The sequence below is a fragment of the Rhodanobacter sp. K2T2 genome (assembly GCF_013408815.1).
In the GTDB taxonomy this organism is placed as follows: domain Bacteria; phylum Pseudomonadota; class Gammaproteobacteria; order Xanthomonadales; family Rhodanobacteraceae; genus Rhodanobacter.
Genome location: NZ_JACCCA010000002.1, coordinates 462,532 through 479,226, shown reverse-complemented (window position 1 = coordinate 479,226; position 16,695 = coordinate 462,532). Strand labels below are relative to the sequence as shown.

Genomic DNA, 16,695 nt, shown 5'->3' with positions numbered 1-16,695 from the left:
GCATGGGTTAGACATGGCAATGGCATTGTTGTCATGCTCGTCGTCTTTGCCATCCGAACTGGACTACTCCATGCAATACCGCCGCCTCGGTTTCACCGGCCTGCAACTTTCCGCGCTGTCATTCGGCGCATGGGTCACGTTCGGTAAGCAGGTCGGGCGGTCGCAGGCGCGCGAACTGCTGGCGCTGGCGCACGATCGCGGCGTCAATTTTTTCGACAATGCAGAGACGTACAACAACGGCGTCGCCGAAGCGTTGATGGGCGACGTGCTGGCCGATCTGCGCTTTGCGCGCGACAGCTACTGCGTGTCGAGCAAGGTTTTTTTCGGCGCAGTGGCCGATCCGCTGCCAACCCAGCGCGGACTTTCGCGCAAGCATGTGATGGACGCCTGTCATCAGGCGCTGCAGCGGCTGCGCGTGGATTATCTGGATCTGTATTTTTGTCATCGCCCCGATCCGGATACGCCGATCGCAGAAACCGTGGCGGCGATGGATACGCTGATTCGCCAGGGCAAGGTGCTTTACTGGGGCACCAGCGAGTGGCCGGCCGACGCGATTCACGAGGCGCATCGCGTGGCCCGTGACCATCATTTCTATGCCCCGGTGGTCGAGCAGCCCGAGTACAACTTGCTGCATCGCGAACGCGTCGAAACGGAGTACGCGCCGCTGTACGAGGCTTACGGCATGGGCACCACGATTTGGTCGCCGCTGTCGTCCGGCCTGCTGTCGGGCAAGTACAACGACGGCGTGCCGGCCGATTCGCGCATCAATCAACCGGGCTACGAGTGGCTGCGCCATAGCGTACTGGGCAAGGGCGGCGAGCGCGTTGACAAGGTGCGTGCGTTGAAGCCGATCGCCGATGAGCTCGGCGTAGGTCTGGCGCCGCTGGCGATCGCTTGGTGCCTGCTCAACCCGCGTGTCTCCACGGTGATGCTGGGGGCCAGCAAGACCGAACAGCTGGAGCAGAATCTCGGCGCGCTCGATGTGCTGCCGAAGATCGACAAGGCGATACGGGAGCGAATAGAAACGGCAGTCGCCTGAATCAGCGTGCGATAGCCGGGGTGAATCGCATCGATAGACGGCAGTTGACACTCAAATGAGAATCATTATCATCAAAGTCGTCACTGACCTTCTGCGGAGCGTGCCATGTCGATTTCCACCCTGTCCCAGTCTCATCCCGTCGCCCACGTCGTTACGGCCAGCCCGCGATCGCTGCAGCTGGTGAACACCCGGCCAGCCGTGGCGGATAACGCGGCGATTCCCCGCATCTCCAGCCAGATGCTGCTGGACGGCGGTCGCGAGCTGGTGATCCAGCATCAGGGCGGGGAATATCACCTGCGTCTGACGCGCAACGACAAACTGATCCTCACCAAGTAATTCGCTTCGACTGTCGCGAGCGGCGTCGCCGCACGCCTCAGCATCCCAAGGCCCTTGCCAGATCGCCCGCCGCCCGCGGACTCCAGCCGGCCATCAGCGCATGCCTGTCACGGTATGCCATCACCGCTGGAGGTGATATGTACGGCTGGCTCGATACCTTCTTTTGCAGCCCGCGCGCGTGGTTTGTCGAACCTGGCGAGCGGTCGTTGCACGTCACCGCGTCGGCGCTCGCGCGGTGGCTGCCGCTGCTTGGCAGCGTGGTCTACGTGCCGTCGCGCGCCGAGGTCGATGCGTCGGCGCGATGGCCTGACGGCCTGCTCAGCGAAAGTCCGCTGCTGACGCCGCTGCTGCGCACGCACTATCTGCGCGTGCTGGGCATCGTCAGCGCCGACGGCCCACGCGAGTGGATCGAATGTCTCGACGCGTGCGGCGAGATTCTGGCCCAGCTGCATTTACTGCCCGATACCGACTATCTGGCCTGGGACAATCTGCCGGACGAAAGCCAGATGATCGCAAGCCGGCCCGAACTTGGCAGGTCGCGTATGTTCCGCGGCGCCGCTGCGCATCTCATGCGCTTTCGCTGCCAGCCGCTTGCCAACATGCTTTGCCTTGGCGAAGCCTCGCCGCCGCGCATTTCGCCCCTGGGTCGCGTGGTGGCACAGGCCATTGCCGGCTCGCAGCCGCTGTTGGTGCAGGGCTTGCCGGTTTTGTAGTGAGGTAAGAGCGGGAACGGGGAACACGAGGGTTGCGTGTCGCGTGCACTCCCCCGTGATACCCAGGGTGAAAGCTGGGTCGCGCGAGTAAAGCCGGCTTGCCTGACACTTGATGTTCCCCGTTTCCTGCTCAGCATAAGTGTCCGGCGCGGCGTGGCCAGTGTCCGCGGACACTGTTTGTATCGACTGAAACGGCCGCGAATCCTTGTCTGGCCTCACTTTGCCTTTTGGCATGTGGATTGCAAAACCCTGCGTGGGACCGCCCGGTGCGCGGTCAGGGATGCATCACATGATTCGCGACACTTCCGCGCAAGATCGTATCGTCGAGGTCAAACCCAACCGCAAGCGTCGGCTGATGCTGATCGGTGGCGGTGTGGTCGTGCTGGGCCTGCTGGTATGGCTGGTGCCCGGCATTGGCCGCCTGTTTTCCGCGTCGTCATCGGTCAGCGCGTCGCGGTTGTCTTTCGCGACGGTCGAGCGCGGCCCGTTCGTCAACGACATCGCTGCCGAAGGCAAGGTCGTCGCGGCGGTCAGTCCCACGCTGTACGCCACCTACGGCGGCGCCGTCACTCTGCAGGTGCACGCCGGCGACACGGTGAAGAAAGACCAGGTGCTGGCCACCATCGACAGCCCCGAGCTGCGCAACAAGCTGGCGCAGGAGCAGTCCAAGGCCGATGCCATGCAGGTCGATTACCTGCAGTCGCAGGTGGACGCACGCACCAAGCGCAGCGATCTGCAGAAGGCGTTCGACAACGCCCAGATCGACGAAAAGAGCGCCGAAACCAATCTGGCGCGCGAGCAGAAAGCGTTCGCTGCCGGTGCGGCCACCGGCGTCGAGGTCGATCAGTCCAAGGACGCACTGGAAAAAGCGCGCATCGTGCTGGCGCATGCCAAGTCCGATCTGGGCATGAACAACGACAGTCTGAAGTTCAACATCGAATCGAAGAAGCTCACCCACGATAACCAGATGTTGGTGGTGCAGGACCTGCAGCGCCAGGTCGACAACCTCAACGTCAAGTCGCCGGTAGATGGTCAGGTCGGCCAGCTGTTTATCGCCGAGCGCGCCACCGTGGCGAAGGACGCGCAATTGCTCAGCGTGATCGATCTCTCCGCCTTGCAGGTGGAGATGCAGGTGCCGGAAAGCTTCGCACGCGACCTGGGCATCGGCATGGGCGGCGAGATCAGCGGCAACGGCAACGTCTGGAAGGGTTTGGTCAGCGCCATTTCGCCGGAAGTGGTGAATGGCGAAGTCGCCGCGCGCCTGCGCTTCGATGGTCCTACACCCAAGCAGCTGCGCCAGAACCAGCGCCTCTCGGTGCGCGTGCTGCTCGACAAGCGCGACAACGTGCTGACCGTGCAGCGCGGCTCGTTCGTCGACGAATCCGGCGGCAGCTACGCCTATGTCGTACGCGACGGCATCGCCACCAAAACCCCGATCCGCGTCGGCACCAGCAGCATCGACAAGGTCGAGATTCTGGGCGGCCTGAAAGAGGGCGACCGCATCGTGATCTCGGGCACCGACAACTTCAAGAACGCGGCGAAGGTTGCGATCAGTAGCTGATGAAGAGCGGGGAACGGTGACTGGGAAATGGGGAACATGCCGTTCAAGAGAAGTCCCGATCCAATCGCCTTAGCTGGCTTTTATTTCAAGCAACGTCAGAAGCAAAAGTAACTGCACCTCGCATGTTCCACATTCCCTGATCCCCGTTCCCGTTGCACCAAAAAACCGAACACCACCATAAGGACGCAAAACCATGCTGAAGATGAGCCACCTGTCCAAGGTCTACCGCACCGAAGTGGTCGAGACCTACGCGCTGCGCGATTTCAATATCGACGTGAAAGAGGGCGAGTTCGTCGCCGTTACCGGTCCGTCCGGCTCGGGCAAAACCACGTTTCTGACCATCGCCGGCCTGCTGGAAACCTTTACCGGTGGCGAGTATCACCTCGACGGCATCGAGGTGAGCAATCTCAACGACAACGCCCGCTCGAAGATCCGCAACGAGAAGATCGGCTTCATTTTTCAGGCGTTCAACTTGATTCCCGATCTCAACGTGTTCGACAACATCGAAGTGCCGCTGCGCTATCGCGGCATGAAGGCTGCCGAACGCAAGCAGCGCATCATGGAATCGCTCGAGCGCGTCGGTCTTGCCTCGCGCGCCAAGCACTATCCGGCCGAACTCTCCGGCGGTCAGCAGCAGCGTGTGGCGATCGCTCGCGCATTGGCCGGCTCACCACGCCTGCTGCTCGCCGATGAACCGACCGGCAACCTCGATACACAGATGGCCCGCAGCGTGCTCGAACTGCTCGAGGACATCCACCGCGGCGGTGCCACCATCGTCATGGTCACCCACGACCCCGAGCTTGCCGCTCGCGCCCAGCGCAACGTGCATGTCATCGACGGCCAGGTGGTGGATCTGTCGGAAGACCCGCGTTTCCACAATGCCGTGACCGCAGCACAAGGCGGCGCACGTTCGGACTGATTCTGCCGGTTCGGTTCCAGCCGTCCATCCGTCCATCTTTCGAGAGAGTCATCCATGCGTCTGAAGTTGTTGCCCGTGCTGCTCTTGCTGACCATCGCGCCCTTGTCCGGCCACGGCGAGGATCTGATGGATGCCTATCGGCAGGCCATCGCCAACGATCCGGTACTCAGCACGGCCGACGCCACGCGCCTGGTCGTGGCCGAGGGCGTGCCGCAGGCGCGCTCGGCGCTGCTGCCACAGCTGTCCGCGGGGCTGAGTTTCGATCAAAGTCATGGCGGCACCGGAGGATCCAACATCGTCAACGGTGTCTCGTTACCCACCAGTGCGGTCGGTCATAGTCGTTATCGCGATCTCAATGGCTCGCTCAGCCAGGCCATCATCAATCTGCCGGATATCGCCACGCTGCGCGCGGCCCATTCCACCAGCGACGCGCAGGAAGAGGTCTATCGCGCCGCGCTGCAGGACCTTTATGTGCGTGTTGCCAGCGCCTACTTCAACGTGCTGATCGCGCAGGACCAGGTGGACGTCTACAAAGCCTACGAGGACGGTTTCAAACAAGAGTTCGATCAGGCCAATGAACGCCTGAAGGTGGGCCTGGAAAATTCGGCGAACTCGACCCAGGCGCAAGCCTTTTACCTTTCCATCAAGTCGGAACGGATCGCCGCGCAGGATACCTTGAAGGACGCATTGCATGGGCTCGAGCAGATTACCGGCCAGCCAACCGGGACACTGAAAAAGCTGCGCGAGGATATTCCCCTGCAGGCACCCACGCCCAACGACGCCAAGGCCTGGGTCGATGCCGCCATGCAAACCAATCCGGCCATTCTTTCCGCGCGCTATACGGTCAGTGCCGACGAACACAAGATTTCGGCGGCACGCGCCGGGCACCTGCCGACGTTGAGTGCCAACGTCTACCGCGACAAATTCGGCAGCTGGGCCAGCGCCACGCCCATGGCTGGCGACTCCCGATACGGGCCAGCCACCACGACGGTCGGGCTCACGCTCACCGTACCGATATTCAGTGGCGGACTCACGCAGTCACAGGTGCGTCAGGCGATCCACCAGCGCGATGCGGACGAGGGCAATCTGGAGACTCAGCGCCGACAGGCCGCGCGCGATGCCAACAACTATTTCAACCTCGTGGTAGACGGCATCGATCAGGTCGAAACCACCCGCACCGCCGTGCAGGTGGCGGAAAAGTCGCTGGGGTCCATGCGCGCCGGCTATTCGATCGGCACCATGAGTCTGCCCAACGTGGTCAATGCGATTCAGATTCTGGCGCAGGCGCAGGGCCAATACACCGTCGAACGTCACCAGTTCATCCTCAACAAGCTGTCGTTGAAGCAGGCTGCCGGCACCATCGACATGCACGATCTCGAAGACATCAACCGGCTGCTGCAGTGAATGTCGCGCGATACCAGCCCATAAAGCCAAGAGCGTCCGCTCAAGCGATCGGAGGGCAGCGCGATGTTCGCGTACTACTTTGAACTCGGCCTGCGCAGCCTTCGACGTAATCCGGTGCTCACGGGTTTGATGATCATCACGATCGCTTTCGGCGTAGCGGCGTCGATGACCATGTATTCGGTATTTCGCGCGGTTTCGAACAATCCGATCCCGCAGAAATCGTCGCGGCTGTACGCGGTGCAGATCGACAATTTCGGACCTCAGAACAATCAACACGGCGAGCCGCCGGACGAGCTGGACTATATCGACGCGATGGCGCTGTTGAAGGCGCACAAGGCATTGCGGCAGGCGGCGCTGTACCCGGTAAAACTTTCGGTGATATCGGACGATGCAAGCCAGTTGCCGATCAGGCCGGCGACCTATGCGGTCTCCAACAACGCTTTTGCGATGTTCGATATTCCGTTTTTGTATGGCGGCGGCTGGGGCGCGGCGGAGGACGACAATCGGGCATCGGTGGTGGTCATCGGTCGGGCGCTCAACGATCGGCTGTTCCACGGCGCGAACAGCGTCGGTCGTGAGATCAATTTGAGCGGGCACAACTACCGCATCGTTGGCGTCATGGACAGCTGGGATCCAAAACCGCTGTTCTTCGATCTGGCCAGCAACGGCGGCTTTGCCGATGCGATCGAGCTGTTTATTCCCATGAGCCGCGCCGTCGATTTGCAGCTCATTACCACGGGCAGCACAGACTGCGTCGATGAGAATTACGGTACCGGCTGGGATGCGTTTCTGCGCTCCGGCTGCAGCTGGGTCGTTTACTGGGCCGAACTGCCGAACAAGGCGGATGCCGATGCCTACCGCCAGTATTTGCATGATTATGCCGCCGAACAGCAGCGCGTAGGTCGGTATGCCTGGGCTCCCAACGTACGTCTGCGCGATGTGGCGCAATGGCTGGACTACGAGCACGTCGTACCGCCGGAAAGCAAGCTCTCGTTCTATCTGTCGCTCGGCTTTCTGGCCATTTGCCTGGTCAACACGGTTGGGCTGTTGCTGGCCAAATTCATGCGCCGCGCCGCGGAAATCGGCGTGCGCCGAGCGCTGGGCGCGTCGCGTCGAACGGTGTACGCGCAGTTTCTGATGGAGGGGGCGACGATTGGTCTGGCCGGCGGCGTGCTGGGCTTGCTGCTCACGGGAGTCGGGGTATGGAGCGTCGGTCTGATCTTCGATGCGCAAATTGCGCGTCTGGCCACGCTCGACGTTTCGCTGGTGGCGTTGACCTTGCTAGTCGCCGTGCTGGCGGCGCTGCTGGCGGCGTTCTATCCCACTTGGCGGGCCGCGCAGGTCGCTCCCGCCTGGCAGCTGAAGTCCAACTGAGGTGATGCTCGTGCTGCAGATCAAGCCAGTTCTCGCTGCACTCAAACGACACAAGGCCGGTACCTTGCTGATCGGTTTGCAGATCGCTCTGACGCTGGCGATTGTCTGCAACGCGCTCTTCATTATCCAGCAGCGACTGACGCATCTCTCGCGAACCACGGGGATCGTCGAAAGCGATTTGCTGACCGTCGGCAGCGAATGGACCAGCGCCAGCGGAGCAGCGGTAGAGCCGCTCGTTCATGCGGATCTGCAGACGTTGCGCGAGCTGCCCGGTGTACAGGACGTCGGGGTGAGCTATGGCTATCCCCTGCGCGGCGGCGGCTGGAACTCCGGCGTAACGATCAAGCCCGACGCCAAGCAGCCCGTCGCCGTGACTTGGCGATTCTTTGCCGACGACCACGTGCTGACGGTATTGGGCGCAAAACTGATTGCCGGACGCAATTTTCGGGCGGATGAAATTCGCGCGATGGACTCGCACAACCTGGCGGCACCGGCGCAGCTGATCATCACCAAGGCGCTCGCCGAGAAGGTTTATCCGAATCAGTCGGCCCTGGGCAAGCCGCTCTACATCGGCGGCGCCACAGCGCCCAGCACGATTATCGGCATCATGGATCATCTCCAAGGGGGCTCGGCGAGCAGCTGGTCCGATGCCATTTCAGACTATGTCGTGCTCGAGCCCAAACTGCTCACCGATAAATCGAATGCCTACCTGATTCGCACCCGGCCAGGCCAGCTGGGCGCCGTAGCCAACGTCGCGCGAGACACACTCTTCAAGGCCAATCGTCTGCGCATCATCCCCAACGGGGAAGGTGAGGGCGGTGGCGTGCGCAGCTTCGCCCAGGTGCGCGAGCAGGCTTACAAAAACGACCGTGGCATGGCGATCATCATGAGTGCGATCTGTGCCGTGCTGTTGATCATCACGGCCGCAGGAATCGTGGGACTCACCAGCTTCTGGGTCAGCCAACGGCGCAGGCAGATCGGCGTACGCCGTGCGCTGGGCGCTACGCGCCACGACATCCTCGGCTATTTCCTGACGGAAAACTTTTTGATCAGTCTCGCTGGCGTGCTGACGGGCATCGTGCTTGCGCTGGGCCTGAGCCTGTGGCTGGTCGCGCATTTCGAAACGCGGCGTCTCCCCCTGCCGTTCCTACTGATTGGCGTCGCACTGCTGCTGCTTCTTGGTCAGGCCGCGACGCTCGCACCCGCACTGCGCGCGTCGCGCGTGTCCCCCGTCGAAGCGACGCGTGCGGCATGACGGAGGCCTGCTAAATGTTCGCCTATTACTTTGAACTCGGCCTGCGCAGCCTGCGGCGCAATCCGGCGCTCACCGCGCTGATGGTGATGGCGATCGGTTTCGGCGTCGCGGCGTCAATGATTACTTTCTCGGTATTTCGCGCCGTGTCCGGCAATCCCATTCCGCAAAAGTCCGCGCAGTTGTTCACGCCGCAGTTAGACGGCTGGGGGCCACAGCAGAATCTGAAGGGCGAGCCGCCCGACGCGCTGAGCTATACCGATGCCATAGCGCTGATGCGCGCGCACGAGGCAAGCCGGCAGACCCTGTTGTATGCGGTGCATGTGTCGGTCATGCCAGGCGGTAGCCGCAGCTTGCCTGTCGGCGCGAACGGTTACGCCGTGTATGGCGACTTTTTTCCGATGTTCGAAGTGCCGTTTCGCTACGGCAGTGGCTGGAGTGCGGCCGATGACGACGGACGCGCCGCGGTTGTCGTGCTCAGCGAGGCGTTCAACCAGAAAATGTTTGGCGACACGGACAGCGTCGGCCGCGAGATCACGTTGAACGGACACGATTACCGGATTGTTGGTGTGGCAAGGCACTGGAATCCGCAGCCGCGCTTCTTTGCGGCTTTCGATAACGACAATTTCGACGAGCCTTCGGATTTCTATGTGCCGTTTACCCGTGCGCTGGACATGCAGATCGATACCTACGGCAGAAACAGCTGCCGGGGAAATGTCGATTTTAAGACGCGGGACGCGTGGCTGCGTAGTAGCTGCGTCTGGGTAATGCCCTGGGTGGAACTGGACAGCGCCGCGGATGCGTCGCGCTACAAGCAATTTCTCGAACGGTATGCCGCCGACCAGCAACGTGCCGGACGCTTCGGTTGGGCACCTAATGTGCGCCTGCGCGACGTGGTTCAGTGGCTCGCGTACCGGAAAGTGGTGCCGCCTGAAACGCGCATATCACTGTTGGTCGCACTCGGATTCTTTGTCATCTGCATGGTCAACACCATCGGCTTGCTGCTGGCCAAGTTCATGCGTCGCGCCGGGGAAATTGGCGTGCGTCGCGCGCTTGGCGCGGCGCGCAGCGAAATGTACAAACAATTTTTGATCGAAGCGGGAACCGTGGGACTGGCCGGCGGAGTGTTGGGGTTGGCGCTGACTGCTTTGGGAATGCTCGGCATCGGACACTTGTTCCAGCCGCAGATCGCGCGACTGGCGCATCTCGATGTTTCTCTCATGGCGATGACATTGCTCACGGCGATAGTCGCTACGGTGTTGGCGGCGCTTTATCCGATCTGGCGCGCGGCTCACGTGCAGCCGGCCTGGCAGCTGAAATCGAACTGAGTGGCCGCCCATATGCAGATCAAACCCATCCTCTCCGCCATGCGCCAGCACAAGGCTGGTGTCATCTTGATCGCCTTGCAGATCGCGCTGACTCTGGCGATCGTCTGCAATGCGCTGTTCATCATCCAGCAGCGACTGGAACACCTTTCCGAGCCTTCCGGCATCGATGAAGCCAATGTGTTCGTGATCTCCAATCAGTGGGCGAGCCAGTCGACCGATCAGGAGACAGACGCAAAGATACAGGCCGACATGGCGGCATTACGACGGTTGCCGAGCGTGCGTGACGCGTCACCGAGCGACTCGTATCCGTTGCGTGGCAGTGGCTGGGACGACTACATCATGTTGACGCCCGAGCAGACTGAAAAAACTACCGATGCGGATGTCTATCTGGGTGACGAACATCTGCTCGATGCGCTGGGCATAAAACTGATCGCGGGGCGAAATTTCCGCGTCGACGAAGTAGGCCGAATCGGCTCACGTCAAAACATGGCTTCTCCGGTTGTCATCGTCACCAAGGCGCTGGCTGACCGGCTGTATCCGGATGGCTCGGCATTGGGCAAGTCGTTCTACGAGATGAGTAAGACGCCAAGCACCATCATTGGCATTGTCGATCGCCTGCAAAACCAGAGTGTTGATACGTGGAAGACGGCATACGCCTACCAGTCGGTTTTGCGACCGCTGCGGCAGGATAACGCCGATGGCTTGTACTACATCGTGCGCGCTAAGCCCGGCCAGCTGGCCGACGCTATGCGCGAAGTGCCCAAGGCGCTGTATGCGCAGAATCGGATGCGCATCCTCGATCCTAAGGATGGCGAACTGAGCTTTGCAGAGGTGCGTAAACGTGCCTACGATACTGACCGCGGCATGGCGGTACTGATGGGCATCATCTGCGTGGTCTTGCTGGCCATCACCGCCGCAGGCATCGTGGGACTGACCAGCTTCTGGGTCGGCCAACGTCGCCGACAGATCGGCGTGCGGCGTGCGCTTGGCGCCACGCGTCGAGACATCCTCGACTATTTCCTCACTGAAAATTTTCTGATCAGTGTCGGCGGGTTGGCCGTCGGCCTAGTAATCGCCTTCGGCATCAATTTCTGGATGATCGCCCGGTTTGAAATGGCGCGTCTGTCGCTGAGCTATGTGCTGATCGGTGTGGTCGTGCTCCTTCTGCTCGGGCAGTTCGCCACGCTGGCGCCGGCGCTTCGCGCCTCTCGCGTGTCTCCAGTGGAGGCAACCCGTTCGGTATGAACATTTCCGCATTTCGCACTATCGACCTTGCAGGTCTGAAGGCATCGCATTCTGGAGTTACCCATGTTTAGTTATTACCTCGAGCTGGCGCTGCGCAGTCTGAAGCGCAGCCCCGGGCTCACTTTGTTGATGGTGCTGGCGATCGGCTTTGGCGTGTCGGCGTCGATGACGACGTATTCGGTGTTTCGGGCGGTATCGGGTGACCCCATTCCTTGGAAGTCGTCGCAGTTGTTTGTGCCCCAGATCGATATGTGGGGTCCCGATGGCCGTAGTGCGGACGGCGAACCGCCGAACGCGTTGGACTATGTCGATGCGGTGGCGCTGATGCGCGATCACCGGGCCAATCTGCAGTCCGCCAGCTATCGCATCGCGCCGCCGGTGCAGGTGCCCGGTTCGCGTCGCCACCCGATCAGCGTTTCCGGGCACGCGGTGTACAGCGAGTTTTTCCCGATGCTGGATGTGCCCTTTCAGTACGGCAGCGGCTGGGCGGTGGACGCCGACACGAATCAGGCGGCCGTCGTGGTGATTAGCGGCAAACTCAACCAGGAAATGTTCGACGGCAAGAACAGCGTGGGCAAGACATTGGATATCCACGGCAAGGATTATCAGGTTGTCGGCGTGCTGGCCAAGTGGGATCCGCAGCCGCGTTTCTACGATGTAGTGGATACCGGGGGGTTCGATACCAATTCGGACGACGTGTTCATCCCCTTTACCCGTGCGATTGCCGTGAATCTAAGCAACGCGGGCAATACCTCGTGCAACAGCAATCCGGCCGAGCCGGGTTTCGTCGGCATGCAGCGGTCGACCTGCACATGGATCGAGTACATGGCCGAGCTGGATAGCGCGGCTGCCGTACAGAAGTACCGCGATTACTTGAATGGCTATGCGCTGGCGCAGAAAAACGCCGGTCGCTTCAACTGGTCGCCGAACAATCGGCTGCGTGACGTGCCGGCTTTCCTCGACAGCCAGCACGTGGTGCCTAGCGATACCAAGGTGTCGCTGATGGTGGCGCTAGGCCTGCTGATCGTCTGCCTGGTCAATACCGTGGGTTTGTTGCTGGCCAAGTTTCTTCGCCGCAGCAGCGAGATCGGCGTGCGCCGCGCGCTGGGTGCGCCGCAGGCGGCAATCTACGCGCAGTTTCTTACCGAGGCCGGCATCGTCGGCCTGGCCGGCGGCGTCGTGGGTTTGGTATTCACCGGGGTGGGCGTATTTAGCGTCGGCCTGGTGCTGCCCAAGGACATCGCTGCGCTGGCCCACGTCAACTTTTCTCTACTGCTGCTGACCCTGGTCATTGCGGTGGTTTCGGCGGTACTCGCCGGCCTGTACCCAACTTTCCGTGCATCGCGCGTGCAGCCTGCTTGGCAGCTGAAAAGCAATTGAGGAATACGATATATGAGCACGCATCCGATCCTCGCCGCACTCCGCCGCCACAAGGCTGGCGTCATTCTTATCGCCCTGCAGATTGCGCTGACCCTGGCGATTGTTTGCAATGCGATCTTCATCATCGGCCAACGCATCGATCGGGTGAATCGCCCCACCGGCATCGACGAGGCAAATCTGTTTGTCGTCTCCCAGCAGTGGGTCGGTACGCCCGAGAGCGGCGCGCCGGGTGCGGTCGACACCATCGATTCACTGGTGCGCGCCGACCTCGATACCTTGCGCCGCTTGCCGGGTGTGGAGTCTGTAGCGCCGGTCAATTCGGTACCGCTGTTCGGCAGTTCGCATGTCAATGGCATCACGCTGACGCCCGACCAGAAAAACTCGACGCTTTCGGCAACGATTTACGAGGGTGACGACAAGCTGATGAGCACGCTCGGCGTGCAGCTCATCGCCGGGCGAGCGTTCACTGCGGCAGATGTGCTTCGCATGGACTTCCACGACGACACGTTGCCGCCATCGGTGATCGTGAGCCAGGCCACGGCCGAAAAACTCTTTCCGAACCAGAGCGCCGTCGGCAAGACGATCTACAGCGACAGCAAGCCCACCACGATCGTCGGTGTGGTCAAGCTGCTGGAGTCATCCATGGCGGAAAGCTTCGCCAAGGACTCGGACTACTACACGATCATCGAGCCCGTTCGTCAGGTGGGCGACAACTCGCGGTACGTGGTGAAGACCCGGCCGGGCCAGCAGGCAGCCGCGATGGCGGCGACGCGCGATGCGCTTTTTGCTGCCAACCCGCAGCGGGTGATCGACTCGGAGCGGGGCATCCTCAGCTTTGCGCAGATACGTTACGCCGCCTATCGCGCCGACCGCGGCATGGCGATCCTGATGGCCGTGGTCTGCCTGATCATGCTCTGCGTGACGGCCGCAGGCATTGTTGGCCTGACCAGTTTCTGGGTCGGCCAGCGGCATCGTCAGATCGGCGTGCGTCGCGCGCTCGGTGCACGCAAGAGCGACATACTGCACTACTTTCAGATCGAGAACCTGATGATCGCCGGCGGCGGCGTGGTCGTCGGCGTGGTGTTGGCCGTCGGGCTCAACCTCTGGCTGATGAGCCAGTACGAAATGCCGCGAATGCCGGTGATGTATGTATTGATCGGCATGGTTGCGCTGCTGGCACTCGGCCAGGCCGCGGTGTTCGTACCCGCACGTCGTGCCTCGCGCGTGTCGCCGATCGAAGCGACGAGGGCGGCATGATGAAGAGCGGGGATGAGGGGCGAGCCATGAAAGGCGACGGTGGCTACGCCACGTCGCGCGACCCGCGGCTATCTCCCGAACCTGCACCCTCGCTACTCGTTTCTCGTCCCTCGCTCTGTTCGCGCCCGTACTCGCACCCCACCGGAACCTGACCATGCTTACCTACTACATTGAATTGGCGGTGCGCAACCTGAAGCGCAGCCCGGGGCTTACGCTTCTGATGGTGCTGACCATCGGCTTTGGCGTGGCAGCGTCGATGACGACGTATTCCGTGTTCCGCGCGGTGTCGGGCGATCCGATTCCGTGGAAATCGTCGCAGCTGTTCGTGCCGCAGATCGATATGTGGGGGCCGACCGGGCGCGGGGCCGACGGTGAACCACCCGATGCGATGGACTACACCGACGCCATGAAACTGATGCGCGATCATCGCGCCAAGCTGCAGTCGGCGATGTATCAGATATCGCCGTCGATCGTGCCTGCCGACGCGGGCAAGCATCCGGTTAACACCAGTGGCCACGCAGTATCCAGCGAGTTTTTCCCGATGCTGGATGTGCCCTTTCTCTACGGCAATGGCTGGTCGGCCGACGATGATGCCCAGCGCGCTGCGGTAGTGGTTATCAGCAGCAAGCTCAATCAGAAGCTATTTAGGGGTGCCAACAGCGTAGGAAAAACAATCGACATCGAGGGCAAGGACTATCGTGTTGTCGGCGTGCTGAACGACTGGAATCCGCAGCCGCGTTTCTACGACGTGGTTAACAGCGGAGGGTTCTCCACCGGGCTGGACGATGTGTTCCTGCCGTTCGATCGGGCCATCTCGTTGGGCATGGCCAATGACGGCAATACCAACTGCAACGAGATTCCGAAGGAGTCCGGCTTCGTCGGGTTGCAGCGTTCCAGCTGCGTCTGGATTGCCTTTATGGCGGAACTGGACGATGCCGCGTCTGCCGCGGCTTATCGTCAGTACCTGGACGGCTATGCGCATCAGCAGCAGCAAAGCGGACGCTTTGCCTGGGCCCCCAACAACCGGTTGCGTGACCTGCCGGACTGGCTCGACGCCGAGCACGTGGTGCCGAGCGATACTAAGGTATCCCTGCTGGTCGCTCTAGGGCTGCTGGTTGTTTGTCTGGTCAATACGGCGGGCCTGCTGCTGGCGAAGTTCCTCAGGCGCAGCAGCGAGATCGGCGTGCGTCGAGCCTTGGGTGCGCAGCGCAACTCGATTTACGCACAGTTTCTCACCGAAGCGGGCATGGTCGGCATGGCCGGCGGCGTGCTCGGTTTGCTGCTGACGGGCCTGGGTGTGCTGAGCGTGGGCTGGGTACTGCCAAAGGAGATCGCCACGCTCGCGCGGGTCGACTTTGTGTTGCTGGCGCTCACGTTGGTGATTGCGATTCTGGCGACTCTGCTCGCGGGGCTTTATCCCACTTTCCGTGCCTCGCGTGTGCAGCCCGCCTGGCAGCTGAAATCGAACTGAGGACAACATCATGACCACGCATCCCATCCTCGCCGCATTGCGCAAACACAAGGCCGGCGTGGTGCTGATCGCACTGCAGATCGCGCTGACCCTGGCCATCGTCTGCAATGCCATCTTCATCATCGGCCAACGTATCGAGCGCGTGCACCGCGTTACCGGCATTGATGAAAGCAATTTGTTTCTCGTCACCCAGCAGTGGGTCGGTGCACCGGACGGGGACGATGCGGCCGGCATCGCCAAGCTGGACAACATGCAGCGGGAGGATCTGGCAGCGCTTCGCAATCTCTCCGACGTGGCCTCGGTGGCGCCGATCAATTCGCTGCCGCTGCTCAACTCCTCATGGAACGGCGCGATCTCGCTCAAGCCGGGCAGCGAGATGCGCAAGGGGGGCAATACCCGCACCACGTTCTACTTCGGCGATGAGCAGATGCTTTCCACGCTCGGCGTTCGGTTGGTGGCGGGCCGCGCTTTCACCGCGGCCGACGTGCAGCACCGCAGCATGCACGATCAAACCGAGCCCACCGTGGTGATTGTGACCAAGCCCATCGCAGACAAGCTGTTTCCGGGCGGCAGCGCGGTGGGTAAGGCCATGTATCTCGATGGCAGCACAATGCCGACCACCATCATCGGCGTGATCGAGCGCCTGCAAGTGCCTGGCACCGGTAGCTGGACCAACACGTTTGCCTATAACGCCACGCTGGAGCCACTCCGCATCGACGCCAACTATTCGCGATACGTGGTGCGCGCCAAACCGGGGAGGATGGAAGCCGCCATGAAGGCAATGCCTTCGCTGCTTTACAAGATCAATCCAATGCGCGTGCTCGACGACGACAGCGTCAAGTCGTTCGCCGACATTCGCGCCGACGCCTATCGTGCCGACGTCGGCATGGCGATTCTGATGGGCGTGGTCTGTCTGGTGCTGCTCGGCGTCACCGCTGCCGGCATTGTCGGTCTGACCAGTTTCTGGGTCGGTCAGCGGCATCGACAGATCGGCGTGCGCCGCGCGCTGGGCGCACGCAAGATCGACATCCTGCATTACTTCCAGATCGAAAATCTGATGATTGCCGGCGCCGGTGCGTTGATCGGCGTGGCGCTCGCGGTCGGGCTCAACGTCTGGCTGATGAAGCACTTCGAGATGGATCGCATTCCCGTGGCGTACGTGCTGGTGGGTCTGGTCGCATTGGTCGCGCTCGGGCAAGCCGCGGTGTTTGTGCCGGCACGACGCGCGTCCAACGTGTCGCCGATCGAAGCGACGCGGGCGGTGTAATGAAGAGCAGGGGCGGGGGTGGCGCGTAGGTTGGAGGTTATGTCGCGGACTGGCACTTTCGCTATTCATCCCTCGTCCCTCAATTGTTCCAGTTATTCGTCCCCGCCCCTTGCTTTTTTCCGTCGCGTCTCACTAACAGCCGGTCCCTG

At 61.6% G+C, this 16,695-nt stretch carries 14 protein-coding genes; all 14 read left to right on the top strand.

All coding sequences use genetic code 11. From position 1 onward, the window contains the following. Positions 1 to 70 precede the first annotated feature (70 nt). The 14 genes from HDE78_RS05600 to HDE78_RS05535 all read left to right on the top strand — a co-directional run bounded on the left by HDE78_RS05600 (position 71) and on the right by HDE78_RS05535 (position 16,546). Positions 71 to 1,039, top strand: coding sequence for an aldo/keto reductase (locus HDE78_RS05600; RefSeq protein WP_179477515.1), 969 nt, complete (start codon positions 71 to 73; stop codon positions 1,037 to 1,039). A gap of 105 nt (positions 1,040 to 1,144) precedes the next feature. Continuing rightward, the gene (locus HDE78_RS05595; RefSeq protein WP_179477514.1) at positions 1,145 to 1,375 is read left to right on the top strand and encodes a hemin uptake protein HemP; all 231 of its coding nucleotides are present in this window, start codon (positions 1,145 to 1,147) and stop codon (positions 1,373 to 1,375) included. A gap of 137 nt (positions 1,376 to 1,512) precedes the next feature. Then, complete coding sequence (locus HDE78_RS05590; RefSeq protein ID WP_179477513.1) at positions 1,513 to 2,088, top strand: hypothetical protein; 576 nt, start codon at positions 1,513 to 1,515, stop codon at positions 2,086 to 2,088. A 289-nt stretch (positions 2,089 to 2,377) separates the two neighbouring features. Further along, positions 2,378 to 3,649, top strand: a complete 1,272-nt coding sequence (locus HDE78_RS05585) for an efflux RND transporter periplasmic adaptor subunit (protein WP_179477512.1) — start codon at positions 2,378 to 2,380, stop codon at positions 3,647 to 3,649. Positions 3,650 to 3,842: 193 nt separating this feature from the next. Beyond that, positions 3,843 to 4,568, top strand: coding sequence for an ABC transporter ATP-binding protein (locus tag HDE78_RS05580; RefSeq protein WP_179477511.1), 726 nt, complete (start codon positions 3,843 to 3,845; stop codon positions 4,566 to 4,568). A gap of 54 nt (positions 4,569 to 4,622) precedes the next feature. Further along, complete coding sequence (locus HDE78_RS05575; RefSeq protein WP_179477510.1) at positions 4,623 to 5,972, top strand: TolC family outer membrane protein; 1,350 nt, start codon at positions 4,623 to 4,625, stop codon at positions 5,970 to 5,972. A gap of 63 nt (positions 5,973 to 6,035) precedes the next feature. Then, complete coding sequence (locus HDE78_RS05570; RefSeq protein ID WP_179477509.1) at positions 6,036 to 7,346, top strand: ABC transporter permease; 1,311 nt, start codon at positions 6,036 to 6,038, stop codon at positions 7,344 to 7,346. Positions 7,347 to 7,350: 4 nt separating this feature from the next. After that, the gene (locus tag HDE78_RS05565) at positions 7,351 to 8,601 is read left to right on the top strand and encodes an FtsX-like permease family protein (RefSeq protein ID WP_179477589.1); all 1,251 of its coding nucleotides are present in this window, start codon (positions 7,351 to 7,353) and stop codon (positions 8,599 to 8,601) included. 14 nt (positions 8,602 to 8,615) lie between these two features. After that, positions 8,616 to 9,926: an ABC transporter permease gene (locus HDE78_RS05560; RefSeq protein ID WP_179477508.1), complete on the top strand. Its 1,311-nt coding sequence runs from the start codon at positions 8,616 to 8,618 to the stop codon at positions 9,924 to 9,926. A gap of 12 nt (positions 9,927 to 9,938) precedes the next feature. Further along, positions 9,939 to 11,171 (top strand): FtsX-like permease family protein, encoded by a 1,233-nt coding sequence (locus HDE78_RS05555; protein WP_179477507.1) that lies wholly within the window; start codon positions 9,939 to 9,941, stop codon positions 11,169 to 11,171. A gap of 63 nt (positions 11,172 to 11,234) precedes the next feature. After that, a complete protein-coding gene (locus tag HDE78_RS05550; protein WP_179477506.1) occupies positions 11,235 to 12,551 on the top strand; it encodes an ABC transporter permease in 1,317 nt (438 codons plus the stop codon). A gap of 12 nt (positions 12,552 to 12,563) precedes the next feature. After that, positions 12,564 to 13,808 (top strand): ABC transporter permease, encoded by a 1,245-nt coding sequence (locus HDE78_RS05545; RefSeq protein ID WP_179477505.1) that lies wholly within the window; start codon positions 12,564 to 12,566, stop codon positions 13,806 to 13,808. A 154-nt stretch (positions 13,809 to 13,962) separates the two neighbouring features. Further along, positions 13,963 to 15,279 (top strand): ABC transporter permease, encoded by a 1,317-nt coding sequence (locus HDE78_RS05540; RefSeq protein WP_179477504.1) that lies wholly within the window; start codon positions 13,963 to 13,965, stop codon positions 15,277 to 15,279. Between the two features lie 10 nt (positions 15,280 to 15,289). Beyond that, positions 15,290 to 16,546 carry an ABC transporter permease gene (locus HDE78_RS05535; RefSeq protein ID WP_179477503.1) on the top strand — a complete coding sequence of 419 codons (1,257 nt, stop codon included), beginning with the start codon at positions 15,290 to 15,292 and terminating at the stop codon, positions 16,544 to 16,546. The last annotated feature ends 149 nt before the right edge of the window (positions 16,547 to 16,695 follow it).

What these genes read in the sequence shown, in the direction of transcription:
- HDE78_RS05600 (WP_179477515.1), top strand. Translation starts at nt 71, where the DNA reads ATGCAATACCGCCGCCTCGGTTTCACCGGCCTGCAACTTTCCGCGCTG.
- HDE78_RS05595 (WP_179477514.1), top strand. Translation starts at nt 1,145, where the DNA reads ATGTCGATTTCCACCCTGTCCCAGTCTCATCCCGTCGCCCACGTCGTT.
- HDE78_RS05590 (WP_179477513.1), top strand. Translation starts at nt 1,513, where the DNA reads ATGTACGGCTGGCTCGATACCTTCTTTTGCAGCCCGCGCGCGTGGTTT.
- HDE78_RS05585 (WP_179477512.1), top strand. Translation starts at nt 2,378, where the DNA reads ATGATTCGCGACACTTCCGCGCAAGATCGTATCGTCGAGGTCAAACCC.
- HDE78_RS05580 (WP_179477511.1), top strand. Translation starts at nt 3,843, where the DNA reads ATGCTGAAGATGAGCCACCTGTCCAAGGTCTACCGCACCGAAGTGGTC.
- HDE78_RS05575 (WP_179477510.1), top strand. Translation starts at nt 4,623, where the DNA reads ATGCGTCTGAAGTTGTTGCCCGTGCTGCTCTTGCTGACCATCGCGCCC.
- HDE78_RS05570 (WP_179477509.1), top strand. Translation starts at nt 6,036, where the DNA reads ATGTTCGCGTACTACTTTGAACTCGGCCTGCGCAGCCTTCGACGTAAT.
- HDE78_RS05565 (WP_179477589.1), top strand. Translation starts at nt 7,351, where the DNA reads ATGCTCGTGCTGCAGATCAAGCCAGTTCTCGCTGCACTCAAACGACAC.
- HDE78_RS05560 (WP_179477508.1), top strand. Translation starts at nt 8,616, where the DNA reads ATGTTCGCCTATTACTTTGAACTCGGCCTGCGCAGCCTGCGGCGCAAT.
- HDE78_RS05555 (WP_179477507.1), top strand. Translation starts at nt 9,939, where the DNA reads ATGCAGATCAAACCCATCCTCTCCGCCATGCGCCAGCACAAGGCTGGT.
- HDE78_RS05550 (WP_179477506.1), top strand. Translation starts at nt 11,235, where the DNA reads ATGTTTAGTTATTACCTCGAGCTGGCGCTGCGCAGTCTGAAGCGCAGC.
- HDE78_RS05545 (WP_179477505.1), top strand. Translation starts at nt 12,564, where the DNA reads ATGAGCACGCATCCGATCCTCGCCGCACTCCGCCGCCACAAGGCTGGC.
- HDE78_RS05540 (WP_179477504.1), top strand. Translation starts at nt 13,963, where the DNA reads ATGCTTACCTACTACATTGAATTGGCGGTGCGCAACCTGAAGCGCAGC.
- HDE78_RS05535 (WP_179477503.1), top strand. Translation starts at nt 15,290, where the DNA reads ATGACCACGCATCCCATCCTCGCCGCATTGCGCAAACACAAGGCCGGC.